This window comes from Candidatus Pelagibacter sp. Uisw_099_02, from assembly GCF_047727625.1.
GTDB lineage: Bacteria > Pseudomonadota > Alphaproteobacteria > Pelagibacterales > Pelagibacteraceae > Pelagibacter.
Genome location: NZ_CP159822.1, coordinates 788,353 through 806,545, shown reverse-complemented (window position 1 = coordinate 806,545; position 18,193 = coordinate 788,353). Strand labels below are relative to the sequence as shown.

Sequence of the window (18,193 nt, the reverse complement as noted above, 5' to 3'; positions counted from 1 at the left end):
CTTAACCGAAATAAGATTTAAAAAAATAACAAATATATGCTGGGGAAAAAATTGTATAATTATTGAATTGTCTCTGCTGTAACTACATTTATAGTAATTAAAAAATCTACTTCAGAGTGTAAGATAATTTTTACTTTAAATTTACCAAGAGACTTAATTTCAGTTATTGGTTGTATCATTGAAGGCTTGATATCAAGCTTATCATTTTCTTGTATTAGTTTTGCAATTTCTGTTGGTTTAACAGAACCATAAAGTTCTTTATTTTCTGTGCTTAGTTTTTGGATTTCATACTCTTTGTTATTAATTTGTTCTGAAATTTTTTGCGCATCTTTTTTTTTTTCAGTATCTTTTTTTCCTAATTCAGATTTAATTTTTTCAACTTCAGCAATATTTTCTTTTGAGGCGTAAAGAGCCTTTTTATTTGAAATTAGATAGTTTCTAGCAAAACCTCTTTTTACATCTATAATTTCACCAATAGATCCGATTCTTCTAAGGTTTTCTAAAAGTATAACTTTCATTTAAATTAGTGCCAAGTTTCTAGCTCGTTTAATAGACAATGATAGCTCTCTTTGTTTTTTTTGTGAAACATTTGTAATTCTTGATGGTAAGATCTTACCATTTTCAGACATATATTTTTTTAACAATCTGATGTTTTTATAATCAACTACTGGTGCACCTTTTGTTGATAGTGGGCAAGATTTTTTAAATTTATATTTATTAGGTTGAAATAGACTTAATTTTGCAAAGTTACTTTGGCTTCCTTTTTTCTTATTACCCGCTCTTTTTTTTGATGGCATAATTAATCTCTATTATAATCTTTTTTGTATTCTTTTTTTTCATATTCATCTTTTTTTGAAAAATACTTCGCTTCTAAATCAAATTTTTTAACCTTCACGGTCATATACCTTAAAAGATTTTTATCAATAACTTCATTTTTTTCTAATTCGTCAATAATTTTTCCAGAACCTTTAATTTTAAAGTGCATATAGATGCCTTTTTTGTTTTTTTTAATAGCATAGGCTAGGTTTAATAAGCCCCAATCTTCAGTCTGAACTATTTCGCCATCATTTTTTTCTACTATTTTAGAATATTTTTCAGCCAATTGCTTAACTTGAGCTGGGCTGGTATCTTGTCTGGCAACTATTGTGTGTTCGTATAAATTCATAAATGTTCTTTAATAAAAAGTGAGGATATACTATTATAATAATTGAATTACAACACTTAAAACCATAATAAAATTTAGATAATTAAATGTTTTCTGTTATTTTTCCAGGTCAAGGCTCACAATTAGTAGGAATGGGCAAAGACTTACATGCTAAATATAGCTTAGTTCAAGATTTATTCAAGGAAGCAGACGATACACTTGGTTTTTCACTGTCAAACCTTATTTTAAATGGTCCTAAAGAAGAATTAAACCTAACCGAAAATACTCAGCCTGCAATATTTTTACTTAGCTACTCAATATTCAGATTAATTAAAGAAGAGTTTAAAATTGATTTAGATAAAGCAAAATTTTACGCAGGTCATTCTTTAGGAGAATATTCTGCACTAACGGCCGCAGGATCTTTATCATTTTCAGAAACTTTAAAGATTTTAAAGATTAGAGGTAACGCAATGCAAAATTCAGTTCCAAAAGGTGTTGGTGGAATGGTTGCAGTTTTAGGCTCTGAAATTGAAGTGATAAAAAAAATTATTGATGAAAATAAAAATAATTATGAATGCTTTATAGCAAATGATAATTCTGTGGGGCAAATAGTTTTAAGTGGAAAAATTGAAGATTTAGATAAAATGATGATTGATCTAAAGGATTCTAATATTAAAAATATTAAACTTCCAGTCAGCGCCCCATTTCATTGTAAATTAATGAATAATGCAACAGTTGTAATGAGAGATGAAATAGCCAAATTAAATTTTAATGAGCCAAAAAAAGCTCTTATTTCAAATGTTACAGGAAAAGAAATATTAAATTCAAATGAATTAAAAGAATTATTAGTTAGACAAATTGAAAGCAGTGTCCGTTGGCGTGAAAGTGTTTTACTAATGATTGAGAAGGGTATTACACAATTTATAGAAATAGGTCCTGGTAAAGTTTTATCTGGCTTGATAAAGAGAATTGATAAGAATGTAAAAGTTAGTGCAATAAATTCAGAAGAAGATATAAGATTAATAAATATTGATGAGTAACTTAAAGAATAAAAATATCATAGTCACAGGTGCCTCAGGTGGAATTGGTAACTCTATAGTTGAAAACTTAAGTAAAAATGGTGCAAATGTTTTAGCAACTGGCACAAGAATAGAAAAATTAGAAGAGTTAAAAAAAAAATTTAATAATATAAGTATTCTAAAATTTGATATTTCTCAACATGAAAAAATTGAAGAATTTATAGAAAATGCAACACAAGAATTAGGTGGATCATTAGATTGCATAGTTAACAATGCAGGCATTACAAAAGATAATTTAACTATTAGAATGAGTTTAGAAGAGTGGTCAAAAGTAATAAATATTAATTTAACTTCCACTTTTTTGATGTGTAAATATTCAATAAAAAAAATGCTTAAAAATAAATCTGGAAAGATTATTAATATTACTTCGGTAGTAGGACATACAGGTAATGCAGGTCAAGCTAACTATACAGCATCAAAAGCTGGAATTGTTGCTATGTCTAAAAGTTTAGCTATCGAATATGCCAAAAAAAATATAAATGTAAATTGTATCTCACCTGGCTTTATAAGCACTGCTATGACAGATCAGATTAATGAAAAGCATAAAGAAGCAATTATAGCTAAAATCCCATCTAATAGACTGGGTAAACCTGATGATATTGCTAATGCTGTATCTTTCTTAGGCTCTGATCAATCAGACTATATTACTGGTGAAACCCTACATGTTAATGGTGGCATGTATTTGGGTTGACAAAGTTGCTTTTTGGACTATTAACGAAATATAACAAAAAGGAACATTATGTCAGAAGATATTTCAAATAAGGTTAAAAAAATTGTAGCGGATCACTTAGGTATAGACGAAGCAAAAGTGTTAGAAGATTCAAGTTTTATAGACGATCTTGGAGCAGATAGTTTAGATACAGTTGAATTAGTAATGGCTTTTGAAGAAGAATTTGGTTCAGAAATTTCAGACAGTGAAGCTGAAAAAATTCTTACAGTAGGTGATGCTGTTAATTTTATAGCAGGCAAAGCAAACTAGAAATTTAAATGTCCATAAAAAAAGATGGGATTATGGTGATTTTATCATCCCCATCTGGGGCAGGTAAAACCACTTTAGTAAAACTTCTTTCTAAAAATAAAAATTTTCACATATCAATATCTCACACTACTAGAAAACCAAGACATAACGAGATTGCAGACAAAGATTATTATTTTATAAATAATGATAAATTTGAAGCATTAGTTAAAAATGAGGAATTCTTAGAGTATGCTACTGTTTTTGATCATCTTTATGGCACAACAAGAACACCTGTCATAGAGAAACTAGAAAAAAGTGAAAACGTAATATTTGATATTGACTGGCAGGGTGCTGATCAAATTAAAAATAAAAAGTTAAATTATAAATTAATAACTTTTTTTATTCTACCTCCAAGCAAAGAGGTATTATTTAAAAGATTATCTAATAGAGACATGAAAGATAAGCTGATTGTAGAAGAAAGAATGAAAGAATTTAGTAGAGATGTACTACATTGGATCAATTATGATTATGTAATCGTAAATGATAACTTGGATGATTGCTACTCCAAAATTAGTAATTTGATTGATGCAGAAATAAATAATGGATCAAAAGATTATGACAAAGAATTTATCAGAAAACATGTCAATAAACTAATTTCTTAAACTCTCATATTCTTTAACAAGTTTAAAATACATTTCAGGTTCTAGATTCTGTGGCCTAAGATTAAGATCAATATTAAACTTTTTTGAAACACTCTTTGAATCTTTAAAGATTTGATTAAATGGCTTTTTAAGCATTTTTCTTCGTTGGCTAAAAAAAACTCTAGTGATCATTTCAAGATTTTTAGCTTCTTTTAATTCAAAAAAATTTTCTCTTGGTGTAAATAATAAAAGTGTACTATCAACCTTAGGTCTTGGGGAAAAACTTTGTGGTTTAATGTCTACAATTTTTTTAATATTTAATTTCCAGTTTGATAAAATAGATAATCTTCCATATTTAGATGTATTAGATTCTGCAATAATTCGATCAGCTACTTCTTTTTGAAACATTAATACCAAGCTTTCAAACCAGAAATCTTTATCTATGTTAACTATCCATTTTGAAAGTATTTCGGTGGAGATATTATAAGGCAAGTTTCCAAATACAGTCAGTTTTTCATTAGAAATTTTTTCTTCAGATACTTTTAAAACATCCTCATTAATAATAGTAATTTCATTATTAAATTTATCTTGTAATAATAAGGCTAGTTCATCATCCTTTTCAATTGTATAAACTTTTTTAGGATTTTTTTTTAAAATGAATGAAGTTAAATTTCCACTACCTGGACCGATTTCTAAAATTTCTTTATTTGTAATTTTAACTGTATCAACAATCAGTTCTAGAATATTGCGATCTATCAAGAAATTTTGACCTAAACTTTTTTTGGATTTAAAAAACATTTATTTATCTAAAAATTTTAATGCCTCTATTAAGCTTTTAGGGTCAGATAAATTTTTACCTAACATAGAAGAATTTGGACCATGATCTGGTGAAATGCGAATAAACGGTAAACCAAGAGTTATATTAATAGCATCAAAGCCAAATAGGGCCTTCATAGGAGTCAAAACTTGATCATGGTACATTCCAACAATTACATCAAATTCATTCAAATTTTTTTTCATAAAAATAGTATCTGCAGGAAAGGGACCTTCAATTTTATAATTTTTGATCTTTAAGTTTTTAATAGCAGGTTTAATTATTGTATTTTCTTCACTGTTAACAAAGTTACTTTCACAGTGAGGATTAAGACCTGTTATTGCAATTTTTGGATTTCTTTTAAAATTTTTTTTATAAAATTCAGCAATTAATTTTATATGTATGTATATTTTTTTTTTTGAAATATGTTTATGCACATCCTTTAAAGCAAGATGTGTTGTTAATGGACTAACTGATATTTTTTTATTAAAAATTAGCATGGCAAATTCATTTTTTTTACTCTCATTAGCTAAATACTCTGTAATCCCTAAAATTTTTCCTTCTAAGAAATGTTTTTTAGAAATTGGACCATTGATTAATTTAGAAAATTTATTTTTTCTAAGAATTTTTATGGCAATGTCAAAAGATTTTTTAATATAGTTATTTGATTTTTTAGAAATTTTTTCAAATGCATTTATAAAATTATAGTTTACGTTAATAATATTAATCTTATCATTATTTAGTTTTTTAAAATTTATATCGTTTAGATCTAATTCGTTTATCATAAAATTAAACCCCAGATGATTCATTTGTTTGATCAATAATTTTTTACAAACAATGATTATTAAGGGATTTTTGTAATAGTTTTTTTTTAAACTTTTAAAAAAAATTTCTAAAAAAATACTATTTGGCTCACCAGCAACTATTAAAATAGCATTATCTTTCATTGATAAATGTATTAATTTTTAATTTTTCAAAAAAAATATTAGAAAATTCATTATACTGACGATTTTTTTCAAATAGTATAATTTTATTTAATTCAGCTTTTAAATTTTTAGCCTGTTTAACTTTTTTTACATCCTCTAATTTAATTATTAAAAATCCAGAAGAAACTTTGATAGGTTTAGTTATATCATTTATCTTTAATATATTTATATTTTTTAAAATTTTTTCTGAAAATTGGTTTTCATCTATCCATCCAATTTTACCTCCTGATTTGGAACTTTCTGAAATACTAAAAAGACTTGCCGACACATCAAAACCTTTTTCAGAAATACTTTTCTTAATCTCTTCAAATCTTTGTTCTAAAATCTCACTATCTTTTAATTCAAAAAGAATTTCACTTAGCAGAAATGATTTTTTTTCAGTTAGTTTTCTTTTGGATATTCTTTTTTTTATTTTTTCTTCATCTATATTTATTTTTTTTGAAAACTTTAAAACAATTAATTCCCTCCAAAGCTGATCTATTTGAAATTTTTTCTGCAAATATTCATACTCGAGGTTATAATCTTTTAAGTGTTTTTTTATTTCTTTATTAGAATTAATATTATTTTTTTTAAAGTGTTGATTAATTATATCGTCTATTAAATCGTAGTTTTTATCTAAATCAAAAGTTTTTTTTAATTCATTGGTTTTGATTTTATCATTAATTGATTCTTGTTTTGCTATCTCTAAGCCTTGTTTCTCATCTAATTTTGAGAAATTTTTATCAATTAATAACAAGAATCTATATTGATTTTTGATATCAATATTTGTAATCATAGTGTCGCCAATATTATAAATTATTTTTACATTATTTTCGGCTTTAATTGATAAATTAAAAGCCATTATGTATAAACTAATCACGCTAAAAATAAGCTTTAGAACTCTATACATTATTTTAACCTTGGAGATTTTATTTTGCCAAATGGCATAACTGTTAGTGTGAAATAAATTTGTTCTTCCGATTTTAAATCACTATCGTTATAATATTCTTTTTTGTAGGCAATACCTGCTTCAAGACAATCATTTGTATACTGATAAATTAAATCATAATATTCTGTTAAATTAATTTTTCTATTCTTTCTTGTTCCAAAGCTCAAAGTATTGTTTTCATCAATTAACAATGAAGTTTTATTACTTATGAAGCTATTTTTATTTATACTATTTTTTTCATCCAAATATTCGAATGTTGTTACGAAATTATCAAAACTAAATTTTGTAGATATTAAGTCATAATTTGATTTTTTTAAGTTTTCTTTCATGTTAAAATCATATTTAAGGTTAAAGCTGTCATTTAGGTTGTACTCTATGTTAGCAAAAATATCAGATGACTTTTTACCTATAGAGCCATTTATTGGCAGATCATCATTCTTTTTATATCTATAGTTTTGTGCAATATTAAAAGAGAAGTACTTATCTGATTTGAGATATTCTTTTTTATATTTTCCTCCTACTGCAATGGACAAACCACTTTCCACTGCGTCCGATGTACCTATTCTATTAAATGAAAAGACATTATTAATATCAATTCTTTCATCATTTTTAGTTAAACTTTCATTTTTAGTGGGACTAAAATTAAGAGAAGTAGTAGGTGTGAATAAATTTTTTGATAAAAGGTTTTTTTTCGATAATGGGTAAGATAACTTATATGAAGCTAATGGAAGTAGCTGTGCGTCTTCTTTATTTTTAAAAGTAGTAGAATTTACACCTTTACTATTAACATTTTTTAGCAGCGCATAAAAATCATTCTTGATCCCTTTGTCAAAATAAGTATTAGAATATAAGAGATCATTTATTAAAACACCATCATATGCATTGGTATTATATTTTTTTTGATAACCCTCAGTTTTTAAAGTAAAATTTCCAGGTAAACTAAAGTTACTTTCTAACTGTCTTTCAACTTCAAAACTAGGGTAAATGAAAGTATACTTGTCACTTTCATTTTTCTTCGTCAGATCCTCATATGAATCGATCGAGATATCGAAAGTTGTTTTTTCAGCTGACCCATACAAATTTAAATAAGAATTTAAAGTAGAATTGTTATCTATTAAAGGTGAGTCTATTTTATATGTTTTTAAATAAGTATTATTCGAAGTGTTCTGTAAATTAATCTCCAGTGTCATTTCTTCAAACTCTGAAGAATCAAAATCTATTATAGAATTAGAAAAAAAATGAGTTGTAGTCTGATTTTTAGAAAAGTTTAAACTTTGTTTTTTAAGAAAACTTGCATCAATTATGTTTTTAGACTTTCTTGTATAATGACGATATTCATTTTGTATAAGTAATGACTCATTTGAGTAAATTCTAGGTTTAAATGTAAGGTCGTTATGATCACCTAGAACTTTATAATAAGGAATGTGGACTGAAGAACCTGTGGAACTAGAGTTGGCATATAGTGGCATTAGATAACCAGATTGTCTTTTTACTGTTGGATCTGGGTGGTAAAATTTTGGGAAATATAAAACAGGTTTATCGTAGATTTTTAACCAAGCATTTTTATAATTTATTGTTTTTTCTTTTTTATTGTGTTCAACTTCCTCTGCTGAAATGACCCAAGGGGGACATTTTTCACTTTTTTTACATGTTGTAAAAGTACCTTTAGAGATTTTACTTAAATTATTATCTGCAAAAATACTAGCCCCCTTGACTCTAGGACTATTTTTAGGGTTGCCAAAAAAATTATTATTAAAGTTTATTGCAATATCTTTACCTAAAATTTTACTTGAGTTTAAGTCTAGGATAGCTTCATCTAAGGAATATCTATTTTTTTGTGCATCAATGTATTTGACACTATTTGCATTGATTTGATTTAAAAGTCTAAAGTATTTAAAACTTGATACTATAAATTGATTATCCAGATTGTCATTTATTTCGGTTGCAACATTAGATGAAACTAAACCTTTTAACTTATTATATGTCACTTGTTCTGTTGTTAAAAAATATTTATTTAAAAATTTTGCCTCTACATTACCCTCAAATTCGTAGCTTTTTTTTTCTTCGTTATAAACCGCCTCATCTGATAAAATTTCTATTTCAGCACTCGTATCAATAAATTTAATTTTTCCAATTATAGTGAGTGTTTTTTTTATTTTATCGTACTTAAATTTATTTGCAGTAATTTTTTGTTTTTTATTATTTAAAAAAATTTCTATCCCATTATAGCCTAATATTTTTTTCCCATTATCTACAATGTCTATTTCTTTACCATTAAACTCAAATTCACTAGATTGAGAAATTGAATTTAATATAAGTATAAAAAAAAATAATATAATTGAGATTTTTTTAAAACTATTATTTTTCATTTAACCTAACCATACCTATTGAACTCATTAGCGCTATTATCAGTAATGGAATCCAAACTGAAAAAGTAATGGGAAGTCTTCCATTTAATCCAAGTAAATTAAATAAGTAAATTATATAATATGTCATTACAGAAATTGAAACTCCTAATATAATATAAAAATAATTTTCTTGCGATCTTTTTACATTAAGCATTATTATACTAGCCAATAAAGTCATTAATACCATAAAAATAGGGTGTGAATAAAGCTTCTGGGTATGTAAGTCTAAATCATCCGTTGAGTATCCAAGATCAGTATAACTCTTTTTTAATTTTTTTAATTCTAAAAAAGATAGTGAGGATAAATTTGAAAATAAACTATTTATCTTTTTATAATCAAGATTTGTTTGAAAGAGAATTTCATTTTTACTATCTATAACCGTTGAATCAAATTTTACTACTTTAGCATTTTTGATTATCCATTTAGTTTTAGTAATATCAACTTCGTTACTAGTAATATTTTCAATTAATTCAAATTGTTTATTTAAAATAGTTATAGTGACACCACGTAGAATATTTTCATCCATTTTGTAGGCATTGATTAAGTTTATATTTCCATTTGCTTCATCCTTAATCCAAAGGCCATTTTCTGTTACAACAGCAAGGTATTTATTATCCTGGGAGTGCTTATTTTTAAAGTCTAGGTATATAAATTGTAATTTTGAAGAAAAACTGTAAAGAAAAATTGTAAGCAATAGAGCCAATATTAATGATATGGATAATATAGTTTTAAGTATTTTTATATTACTTAGTCCATAAGATTTAAAAACAATAAGTTCGTCCTTACTAAATATGTCTAAAAAAAAGAATTGAGTAGATATTAAAAAAATAAATGGTGTAATAAGAAATAATATAGATGGTACATTTAATAAAGTCATAAAGATCATAAAAAAAATTGATTTTTCCGTATCTTTAAAATGACTTATTTCCTCAAATATATTTAAAATAAAAATTAAACTAAAAAAAATAAAAAAAACCCTTACAAAGTTTTCTAAATATGTTTTTGTTATATATTTGACGTATGTTTTTAAAATCATTTGTTTAGTTTATTTTGAGCTTTCTGTTTATAAAAAAATATATATTTAACCACATTAAAAAAGGAAGAGATAAAAATAAAATGTTAGTAATTATGTTTGATATAAAGTACTGAGATGAAATTTCATGAACAACAATAGTCACAAGTGAAAAAAGAAATATAATAAATTTTTGTCTTTTATAATTGAGTTGATCTTTAGATAATAATAAAAGCAATGCACTAATTAGTGCCAATACAGGAATATAAAAAGCTACAATTATTCTTTCAAAAAGTTCTTGAACAGCCTCAGGAATAAATTTCTCATTACATCTGTCAAATGAATCTTTAAATTTAATAAAAGCCTGTCTTCTTTCTGATTGAGCATTTGTTTTTATGCGATAGATACAATTAAAGAGATAGGATGATTGAACTTCCTGAATTTTAGTGTAAGTGATAGTTTTAGTTGAGTATTTTGAAAGATCAAAATCTATTTTTTCAAAAGTAAAACTAGTAAATTTTGAGTCTTCACTTAATAAAAAAGTACCATCTAGTAGGGTTAGGAAATTGTTTTGGTTACTATTTTTAAAATAACCTCTTTCTGCAAATATAATGTTAAATCCATTTTTTTCTGAATTATCAACAGACATTATTGAGTTTTTTAAAAAAATATTTTTTAATTCTCCATATTTATTTTTTTCTTCTACAAACACAGTCAAATTAGAGACTGTATCATTAAAATTCCCTTCTTTAATTAAGGAAGGAAATAAGTCTAGACCAGATGCTCTTATATGTGACCTAGCACTATCTTGAGAATTTGGGATAATATATGTAGTTAGAATTAAAAGTGTTAATGAGGCTATTAAAGAATATTTAATGACTAAATTTACTATTTTTTTTTTTGTAACCCCATGTGTCCAAAAAATAATTAGTTCATTATTATTTTCATATCTCACAATTATGAAAAATAATGATAGAAAAAAGACAAATGGGTATATTTTACCAATAATTTTTGGGAATATTAGAAGGGTATAATTAAAATAAGTGGAAAAGCTGTGCCCATCTTCCGAAACAAAATCTAAAAAATTTACAGCCTGTATTACCCAAACAATTGCAGCCACACTCATGACTGAAAGTATAAAAAAAATAGTGACGTCGCTTATAAATTTAAAATAAATTTTTTTCATTGAAATTATTAATTTTTATACATATATAACATTCAACTTATGGTATGTATTTAAAAATCTATGTCTATTCAAATATCTTATAAAAATAATGCACCGAAAAAACCTTCAACTAATGTTGTTTTGTTTGTCGATGAAAAGTTCAATACAATTAAATTAAAAAAATATATTTCTAATTCAGAGTTTTCTTACATAAATGACTTATTAAAAACAAGTGATTTAAAAAAAAATCTATTAGTTTTTGAGGTAAATTCTAAAAAAAAGATAATTTTAATATCTATTAAAAACAACCTAGAAACTACTGATGTAGAAAATTTAGGAGCAGAATTCTACTCATATATTAATTATAGAAATAAAGGTGAATTTACAATAAATGCTGATAGCATAAAAAGTAAAATAGAAGATTTTATAGGTTATTTTCTTCACGGCTTAAAATTAAAATCCTACGAATTTAACATCTATAAATCTAAAAAAGAAAAAAAATCATTTTTAGTAAATATAATTGGTAAAAAAAGTAAATTAACTTTTAAAAATGAAGTAAAGTTTAAAGCTCTTGAAGAAGGAACTTTTTTTGCTAGAGACTTAGTGTCTGAGCCAGGAAATATTTTACATCCAGATGAATATGCAAAAAGAATAAATTCATTAAAAAAATTTGGTTTAAAAATAAATATATATGACAATAAAAAATTAAAGAAATTGGGCATGAATGCTTTACTTGGTGTAGGACAGGGAAGTGTTAGAGGATCATACCTAGTAACAATGGAATGGAATGGTGCAAAAAATAATTCTAGACCTTTAGCATTTGTAGGAAAAGGAGTTTGTTTTGACACAGGTGGTTATTCATTAAAACCAGCAAAATTCATGGAAGACATGACCTATGATATGGCAGGATCAGCTACGGTGGTTGGTTTAATGATGAACCTTGCATTAAGAAAATCTAAAATTAATGCAGTTGGTGTTGTTGGACTTGTAGAAAATATGGTAAGTGGAAATGCTCAAAGACCTGGAGATATCGTTAAATCTTATAGTGGTAAAACAATTGAAATATTAAATACAGATGCTGAAGGTAGATTAGTTTTGGCTGATGCATTAACATTTACTGAGAAAAAATTTAAACCTAAATTTATTGTTGATTTAGCAACTTTAACAGGTGCAATTATAGTTTCATTAGGGTCTGAATATGCAGGGTTATTTTCAAATGATGAAAAATTATCAAAACAATTATTAACAGCAGGTGAGAAGGTTAATGAAAAATTATGGAGAATGCCTCTACATAAAAACTTTGATAAGCTTATAGACTCAAAAAATGCTGATATGCAAAATATAAATTATGTTGGTGGAGCAGGATCAACAACTGCAGCACAATTTTTACAAAGATTTATTCTAAACAAGACACCTTGGGCTCATCTAGATATAGCGGGTATGGCTTTTTCAAAATATGGTGGAGCTTTAAACTCAGGTGGAGCAACCGGTTATGGAGTAAGATTATTAAATAAACTAATAGAGGATGATTATGAGTAATATAGAGCAAACACTATCAATTATTAAACCAGATGCAGTAGAAAGAAATTTAGACAATGAAATTAAGGAAATGTTTAAAAATAAAGGTTTTAATATTGTTAAAGATAAAAAAATCCAAATAGCTAAATCTGAAGCAGAACAATTTTACAAGGTTCATGAAACAAAACCATTTTATAACGATTTATGCACATATTTATCATCCGGGCCAATAGTTGTGATGGTGCTTGAAAAAGAGAATGCAGTTTTGGCAAATAGAGAGTTGATGGGAGCAACTAAGCCTGAAGAAGCCGCAGAAGGCACTATAAGAAAAAAATATGGAATTTCTATTGATAAAAATTCAGTACATGGATCTGATAGTGTTGAAAATGCCAAAATAGAAATTGATTTCTTTTTTAAAGATTAATAAAAAATTTTCTTAATAGCAGCAGGATATAATTTATGCTCTTGCTTCAAAACTTTTTTTGCTAAAGTTTTAGGATTATCTTTACTTGTTATTTTAATTTTTTTTTGCAATATTATTTTTCCAGAATCTAATTTAGCAGTTACATAATGAACAGTGCATCCTGCAAATTTTTCTTTATTTTTGATAGCTCTATTGTGAGTATCAAGACCTTTATATTTTGGAAGTAAAGATGGATGTATATTAATTATCTTACCATCAAATTTTTTAATAAATCCTTTAGATAGAATTTTCATAAAACCAGCCAAGCAAATAAATTTTATTTTTTTTTTTTTTAAAAATTTTAATATTTGATTTTCTGCAAAATTAACATTTTTATAATCAAATATTTTTTTACTAATTTTGGATTGATTGGCAAAATTCAAGCCCCTAGCTTTATTGGTATTAGAAATAATTACATTTATTGAGATAGGTGATTTTTTTATCTTAGAAAATCTTATTATATTTTTTAAATTACTTCCTTTTCCTGAAATAAAAACTGCAGTTTTTATCTTTTTAAGACCAGTCAATTTTTCCATTAAGCTTAACTTTATTTTTTCCAGCAGTTATTTTTCCAATAACATAAGGTTTAAATTCTTTTGTAAAAAATTTTGTAATTTTTTTTAGATTATTTGGTTTAATTATTAAACAAAAACCAACTCCACAATTAAATGTTTTTAACATTTCCCTATCTTCAATATTGTTTTTCTTTAACCATTTAAAAATTTTTTTAGTTTTAACCTTACCTAAGTCTATATTAGCAACCAATCCATTTGGCATAATTCTTTTAATGTTATCTGCTAATCCACCACCAGTTATATTTGCACAGCCTTTTAAAAAGTTTTTATCAATTAGGTTCAAAACCTCTTTCACATAAATCTTTGTTGGTTTTAATAATTCTTTTTTCAAAAATGGATCATTTTTTAAATTTATTTTTCCTTTCTTTAAAATATATCTAACTAAAGAATAACCATTAGAATGAATTCCACTTGAAGGTATAGCTAACACCAAGTCATTTTTTTTAATATTTTTTTTGTAGAGAATTTTCTTTTCATCAACTAACCCTACAGCAAAACCTGCTATATCAAATTTACCTTTTTCATAGGTACCAGGCATTTCTGCAGTTTCACCACCAACTAATTCACAGTTAGAAATTTTGCAACCTTTTACTATTCCTTTTAAGATAGATTTTAATTTTTTTAAATTAATCTTATTAATTGAAATATAATCTAAAAATAATAATGGTCTGGCTCCTTGAACAATTAAGTCGTTTACACTCATTGCCACTAAATCAATGCCAATTGTATCATATTTATTGAGTAAATTTGCTATTTCTACTTTTGTACCAACGCCATCAGTGCAAGCAACAATTTTGGGGTTTTTTAAATTTTTTGGGATGCTAGAAATTGAACCAAAACTACCTATGTTGTTCAACTTTTTTTTGCCTTTATTTTTTGATGAAATTGAAGAAATAAATTTAACAAAGTTGTCAGCTGCATTTATGTTTACACCACTTTTTTTATAGGTAAATTTTTTTTTTTTCATTAGTATAAAATATGCAAATTATTAATAAAATGTTAAGATTACAAAAAGTATATATATTTTTTATTTCATTGGTTCTATTTATAATAATTTTTTCCACAACTTTTTTGAGTGCAAATACTTTTAAAGTGACTGATATTGATATTTCATCTCCATTTGAGCTAAATTTTAAGAAAAGCAGTGTCATAGACGAGGGTTTCAAAGCTTCTTTTTCAAACTTACTCTCCATGATTACAACCTCAGGTGATAAAAATAAAATTAAGAATATTAAAATTAAAGAACTCAAAGGCATGATCGATTCCTTTACAATAAGTGATGAAAAATTTATTAATAATGAATATTTTGCAAAGCTTGAAACTACTTTTAACAAAAAAAAAATTTTAAATTTTTTAGAAAAAAGAAATATATTTCCATCAATACCAATAAGAAATAAAGTTTTATTGATCCCAATATTAGTGGATACAAAAAATGAGAGTATTAATTTGTTTAATTCTAATATTTTTTATGAGAAATGGAATGATGAAAAAAATAATTATCAATTACTAGACTATTTATTACCAAGTGATGACCTTGAAGATTTGATCAAACTTCAAATGATGTCAAGTTCAATTGAGTCATATGATTTTATAGATTTAATAAAAAAGTATGATTTAAATGATTACATAATATCTATAATATATAAAAATAAAAATGATGTAAAAATACTTTCAAAAATTAATCTAAATAATTCTTTAAAAATAAATAATCAAAATTATTCCAATCTTGATTTAACTCAAGAAAATGACATTAATAAAATTTTAAAAAATTTAAAGAGTATTTATGAAGATGAATGGAAAAAAAATAATGAGATAAACACATCTATAAAGCTTCCTTTGACTATTTCTATAGAATCAATCAATTATAAAAAACTAATGTCCTTGGAAGAGACACTTGCTAATATTGATTTGATATCGAACTTTTATATACTTAAATTTGATAACAAATTTACTCAATATAGAATAATTTATAATGGTTCTCCAAAAACCTTTCTTAATGATATGAATAAAAAAAATTTTAATTTAATAATGGAAAATAATGTTTGGGCAGTTAAATGAAAAGTTTAAACCAATTATTATTAGATTTTGATTATGAACAAAATTTCAAAGATGACGATTTTTATGTTGGGAAAAGTAACTATCATTCTTTTGAATTAATTAATAAGTGGCCGAAATGGGAAAAAAATTTTTTAAATATTAGTGGAGAAAAATTTTCTGGCAAAACTCATTTAACTAACATTTTTTTGAAAAAATTTGGTGGAATTATAATTGAACCAAATTTGCTCAATGATGATAATTTAAAAGCAATTAAGCCTTATCAAAATGTTGTTTTAGATAATTTGACATTAAACATAGATGAAAAACTTATGTACACACTTTTTAATATAATTGATCAAGATAATAAATTTTTAATAATTACATCTTGTGAGCCAATAGTTGAAATTAACTTTAAATTAGAAGATCTTAAATCAAGAACTAAAAATTGTCTTTTAACAAAAATTGCAAACCCTGATGATGAATTAATGTTTGCTTTAGTGCTAAAAAATTTATCTGATAGACAGATTACCTTAGATAAAAAATTGATTGATTTTATTATTAAAAGAATTGAGAGATCGTATGGCAAAATATTTGAATTCATATATAAAATTGACAAGATTAGTTTAAAAAAGAAAAAATCAATCGACTTTAAGATTATAAATGAAGCATTAGAGGAATAAGTGAATAAATATAGAACACATAATTGTAGTGAATTAAATAGTGATAATAATGGTCAACAAATCATACTATCAGGATGGATCAATAAAAAGAGAGACCATGGAAATCTTTTATTTATAGATTTAAGAGATAATTATGGAATGACTCAATGCATTGTTGATAAAAGCAATGAAAGTTTTAAATTATTAGAAAAAATTCAGTTAGAAAGTGTAATTAAGATTAATGGAAAAGTTGTTAAGAGAAGTACTGACACTATTAACTCTGAACTTCAAACTGGAGAGATAGAAGTTAATATTGATAAATTTGAAATACTAGGCACATGTAAAGAACTTCCAATGCCTGTATTTAGTGACCAAGAATATGCTGAAGAAATTAGACTTAAGTATAGATTTCTTGATCTAAGAAGAAAAAAAATCCATGATAATATTATTTTAAGATCAAAAGTTATTTCATTTATCAGAAATGAGATGTTCAAATTAGGTTTTCTAGAATTTCAAACTCCAATACTTACATCTTCAAGCCCAGAAGGTGCTAGAGATTTTTTGGTACCGAGTAGATTAAATCCTGGAAAATTTTATGCTTTACCACAGGCACCTCAACAATTTAAACAATTAATAATGGTATCTGGATTTGATAAATATTTTCAAATTGCCCCATGTTTTAGAGATGAAGATGCTAGAGCCGATAGAAGTCCTGGCGAATTCTACCAACTTGACTTAGAGATGTCATTTATTGAACAAGAAGATGTATTTCAAGTTGTTGAAAAATTAATAGTTAATGTTTTTAAAAACTTTTCTTCAAAAAAGTTAATGCATGAGAAATTTCCAAGAATACCCTATGACGAAACTATGCTTAAGTATGGATCTGATAAACCTGACTTAAGAAACCCATTAATCATTTATGATTTATCAGACATATTTACACGTGATGATGTTAGTTTTGAAATATTCAAAAAACTTGTAAAATCTGGCTCTAAAGTAAGATGCATAGTAACGAAGAATACAAAAGAAAAACCTAGAAGTTTTTTTGATAATGTTGATAAATGGGCGAAGGAACAAGGTGCATCTGGTCTTGCTTATTTTACAATTGAAAAAAATGAAAATATCTCAGCCAAGGGACCTGTAGGTAAGTTTTTCTCCCAAGAATCTTTAGTTGAAATTATGAAAATTACTGGAGCTGAAGTAGGTGATAGTATATTTTTTGCTTGTGGAAAAATAAATGATGTTGAAAAAATTACCTCTCAAGCTAGAGATAAAATTGCTAAAGATTTAGACTTAATAGATGAAAATACTTTCGCATTTTGTTGGATTATTGATTACCCTATGTTTGAAAAAAATGAAGTTACTAATAAAATTGAATTTAGCCACAATCCATTTTCAATGCCTCAAGGAAATATAAAAGATATCGATTTTGATAATCCCCTTAATATTAAAGCCTATCAGTACGACATTGTCTGTAATGGTATAGAGTTATCCTCTGGTGCAATTAGAAATCATATACCTGAATTAATGTATAGATTATTCTCAATTGCTGGCTATCAAAAAGAACAAGTTGATGAAAAATTTAGTGGAATGATAAATGCTCTTAGTTATGGAGCACCACCACATGGTGGAATAGCACCTGGTATTGATAGAATTGTGATGCTTTTAGCAAATGAGAAGAATATTAGAGAGGTTACAATGTTTCCAATGAATCAAAATGCTCAAGACTTAATGATGAATGCTCCATCAGAAGTAAATGAAGAGCAACTTAAAGAACTTGGTCTAGCCTTAAAAGGTAAAAAATAA

Annotated in this window: 20 protein-coding genes; 9 read left to right on the top strand and 11 right to left on the bottom strand. The window is 25.6% G+C overall.

The window, feature by feature from the left end; all coding sequences use genetic code 11:
* Positions 1 to 59 precede the first annotated feature (59 nt).
* Genes rplI through rpsF form a run of 3 tightly spaced genes read right to left on the bottom strand, consistent with a single transcriptional unit; the run spans position 60 to position 1,165 of the window.
* Positions 60 to 518 (bottom strand): 50S ribosomal protein L9, encoded by a 459-nt coding sequence (rplI, locus tag ABXT47_RS04450; RefSeq protein ID WP_415307931.1) that lies wholly within the window; start codon positions 516 to 518, stop codon positions 60 to 62.
* Positions 519 to 797: a 30S ribosomal protein S18 gene (gene rpsR / locus ABXT47_RS04445; RefSeq protein WP_415307930.1), complete on the bottom strand. Its 279-nt coding sequence runs from the start codon at positions 795 to 797 to the stop codon at positions 519 to 521.
* A gap of 2 nt (positions 798 to 799) precedes the next feature.
* Entirely contained in the window at positions 800 to 1,165 is a 366-nt protein-coding gene (gene rpsF, locus ABXT47_RS04440; RefSeq protein WP_415307929.1) for a 30S ribosomal protein S6, read from the bottom strand.
* Between the two features lie 86 nt (positions 1,166 to 1,251).
* On the opposite strand from rpsF, the gene fabD reads away from it, so the two are divergent.
* The 4 genes from fabD to gmk are packed head-to-tail and all read left to right on the top strand — an operon-like array spanning position 1,252 to position 3,843.
* Positions 1,252 to 2,184, top strand: a complete 933-nt coding sequence (gene fabD, locus ABXT47_RS04435) for an ACP S-malonyltransferase (RefSeq protein ID WP_415307928.1) — start codon at positions 1,252 to 1,254, stop codon at positions 2,182 to 2,184.
* Positions 2,177 to 2,914 carry a 3-oxoacyl-[acyl-carrier-protein] reductase gene (fabG, locus tag ABXT47_RS04430; protein WP_415307927.1) on the top strand — a complete coding sequence of 246 codons (738 nt, stop codon included), beginning with the start codon at positions 2,177 to 2,179 and terminating at the stop codon, positions 2,912 to 2,914. The genes fabD and fabG overlap by 8 nt, the downstream gene beginning before the upstream one ends.
* Positions 2,915 to 2,962: 48 nt before the next feature.
* Positions 2,963 to 3,202, top strand: coding sequence for an acyl carrier protein (locus tag ABXT47_RS04425; protein ID WP_415307926.1), 240 nt, complete (start codon positions 2,963 to 2,965; stop codon positions 3,200 to 3,202).
* Between the two features lie 8 nt (positions 3,203 to 3,210).
* The gene (gene gmk, locus ABXT47_RS04420; RefSeq protein ID WP_415307925.1) at positions 3,211 to 3,843 is read left to right on the top strand and encodes a guanylate kinase; all 633 of its coding nucleotides are present in this window, start codon (positions 3,211 to 3,213) and stop codon (positions 3,841 to 3,843) included.
* Here gmk and rsmA read toward each other — a convergent pair.
* From rsmA to ABXT47_RS04390, 6 genes are read right to left on the bottom strand one after another with little or no spacing between them, the layout of a single operon-like run.
* On the bottom strand, positions 3,832 to 4,620 hold the full coding sequence (gene rsmA, locus ABXT47_RS04415; protein ID WP_415307924.1) for a 16S rRNA (adenine(1518)-N(6)/adenine(1519)-N(6))-dimethyltransferase RsmA: 789 nt from the start codon (positions 4,618 to 4,620) through the stop codon (positions 3,832 to 3,834). The two genes, gmk and rsmA, sit on opposite strands and share 12 nt — an antisense overlap.
* Positions 4,621 to 5,583 carry a 4-hydroxythreonine-4-phosphate dehydrogenase PdxA gene (locus ABXT47_RS04410; protein WP_415307923.1) on the bottom strand — a complete coding sequence of 321 codons (963 nt, stop codon included), beginning with the start codon at positions 5,581 to 5,583 and terminating at the stop codon, positions 4,621 to 4,623.
* The gene (locus ABXT47_RS04405; protein ID WP_415307922.1) at positions 5,573 to 6,463 is read right to left on the bottom strand and encodes a peptidylprolyl isomerase; all 891 of its coding nucleotides are present in this window, start codon (positions 6,461 to 6,463) and stop codon (positions 5,573 to 5,575) included. Before ABXT47_RS04405 ends, ABXT47_RS04410 begins: the two co-directional genes overlap by 11 nt.
* A 47-nt stretch (positions 6,464 to 6,510) precedes the next feature.
* Positions 6,511 to 8,919 (bottom strand): LPS-assembly protein LptD, encoded by a 2,409-nt coding sequence (locus ABXT47_RS04400; protein ID WP_415307921.1) that lies wholly within the window; start codon positions 8,917 to 8,919, stop codon positions 6,511 to 6,513.
* Complete coding sequence (locus tag ABXT47_RS04395; RefSeq protein ID WP_415307920.1) at positions 8,909 to 9,994, bottom strand: LptF/LptG family permease; 1,086 nt, start codon at positions 9,992 to 9,994, stop codon at positions 8,909 to 8,911. The genes ABXT47_RS04400 and ABXT47_RS04395 overlap by 11 nt, the downstream gene beginning before the upstream one ends.
* 4 nt (positions 9,995 to 9,998) lie before the next feature.
* Complete coding sequence (locus tag ABXT47_RS04390) at positions 9,999 to 11,156, bottom strand: LptF/LptG family permease (RefSeq protein ID WP_415307919.1); 1,158 nt, start codon at positions 11,154 to 11,156, stop codon at positions 9,999 to 10,001.
* Positions 11,157 to 11,216: 60 nt separating this feature from the next.
* Between ABXT47_RS04390 and ABXT47_RS04385 the strand changes: the two genes are divergently transcribed.
* A complete protein-coding gene (locus ABXT47_RS04385; RefSeq protein WP_415307918.1) occupies positions 11,217 to 12,674 on the top strand; it encodes a leucyl aminopeptidase in 1,458 nt (485 codons plus the stop codon).
* Positions 12,667 to 13,077 (top strand): nucleoside-diphosphate kinase, encoded by a 411-nt coding sequence (gene ndk, locus ABXT47_RS04380; RefSeq protein ID WP_415307917.1) that lies wholly within the window; start codon positions 12,667 to 12,669, stop codon positions 13,075 to 13,077. Before ABXT47_RS04385 ends, ndk begins: the two co-directional genes overlap by 8 nt.
* Here ndk and purN read toward each other — a convergent pair.
* On the bottom strand, positions 13,074 to 13,652 hold the full coding sequence (gene purN, locus ABXT47_RS04375) for a phosphoribosylglycinamide formyltransferase (protein WP_415307916.1): 579 nt from the start codon (positions 13,650 to 13,652) through the stop codon (positions 13,074 to 13,076). The two genes, ndk and purN, sit on opposite strands and share 4 nt — an antisense overlap.
* Positions 13,630 to 14,658, bottom strand: coding sequence for a phosphoribosylformylglycinamidine cyclo-ligase (gene purM, locus ABXT47_RS04370; protein ID WP_415307915.1), 1,029 nt, complete (start codon positions 14,656 to 14,658; stop codon positions 13,630 to 13,632). Before purM ends, purN begins: the two co-directional genes overlap by 23 nt.
* Positions 14,659 to 14,783: 125 nt before the next feature.
* Here purM and ABXT47_RS04365 point away from each other — a divergent pair, with 125 nt between their 5' ends.
* Genes ABXT47_RS04365 through aspS form a run of 3 tightly spaced genes read left to right on the top strand, consistent with a single transcriptional unit; the run spans position 14,784 to position 18,193 of the window.
* A complete protein-coding gene (locus tag ABXT47_RS04365) occupies positions 14,784 to 15,749 on the top strand; it encodes a hypothetical protein (protein WP_415307914.1) in 966 nt (321 codons plus the stop codon).
* Complete coding sequence (locus tag ABXT47_RS04360; protein WP_415307913.1) at positions 15,746 to 16,408, top strand: DNA replication protein; 663 nt, start codon at positions 15,746 to 15,748, stop codon at positions 16,406 to 16,408. The genes ABXT47_RS04365 and ABXT47_RS04360 overlap by 4 nt, the downstream gene beginning before the upstream one ends.
* The gene (gene aspS, locus ABXT47_RS04355) at positions 16,409 to 18,193 is read left to right on the top strand and encodes an aspartate--tRNA ligase (protein WP_415307912.1); all 1,785 of its coding nucleotides are present in this window, start codon (positions 16,409 to 16,411) and stop codon (positions 18,191 to 18,193) included.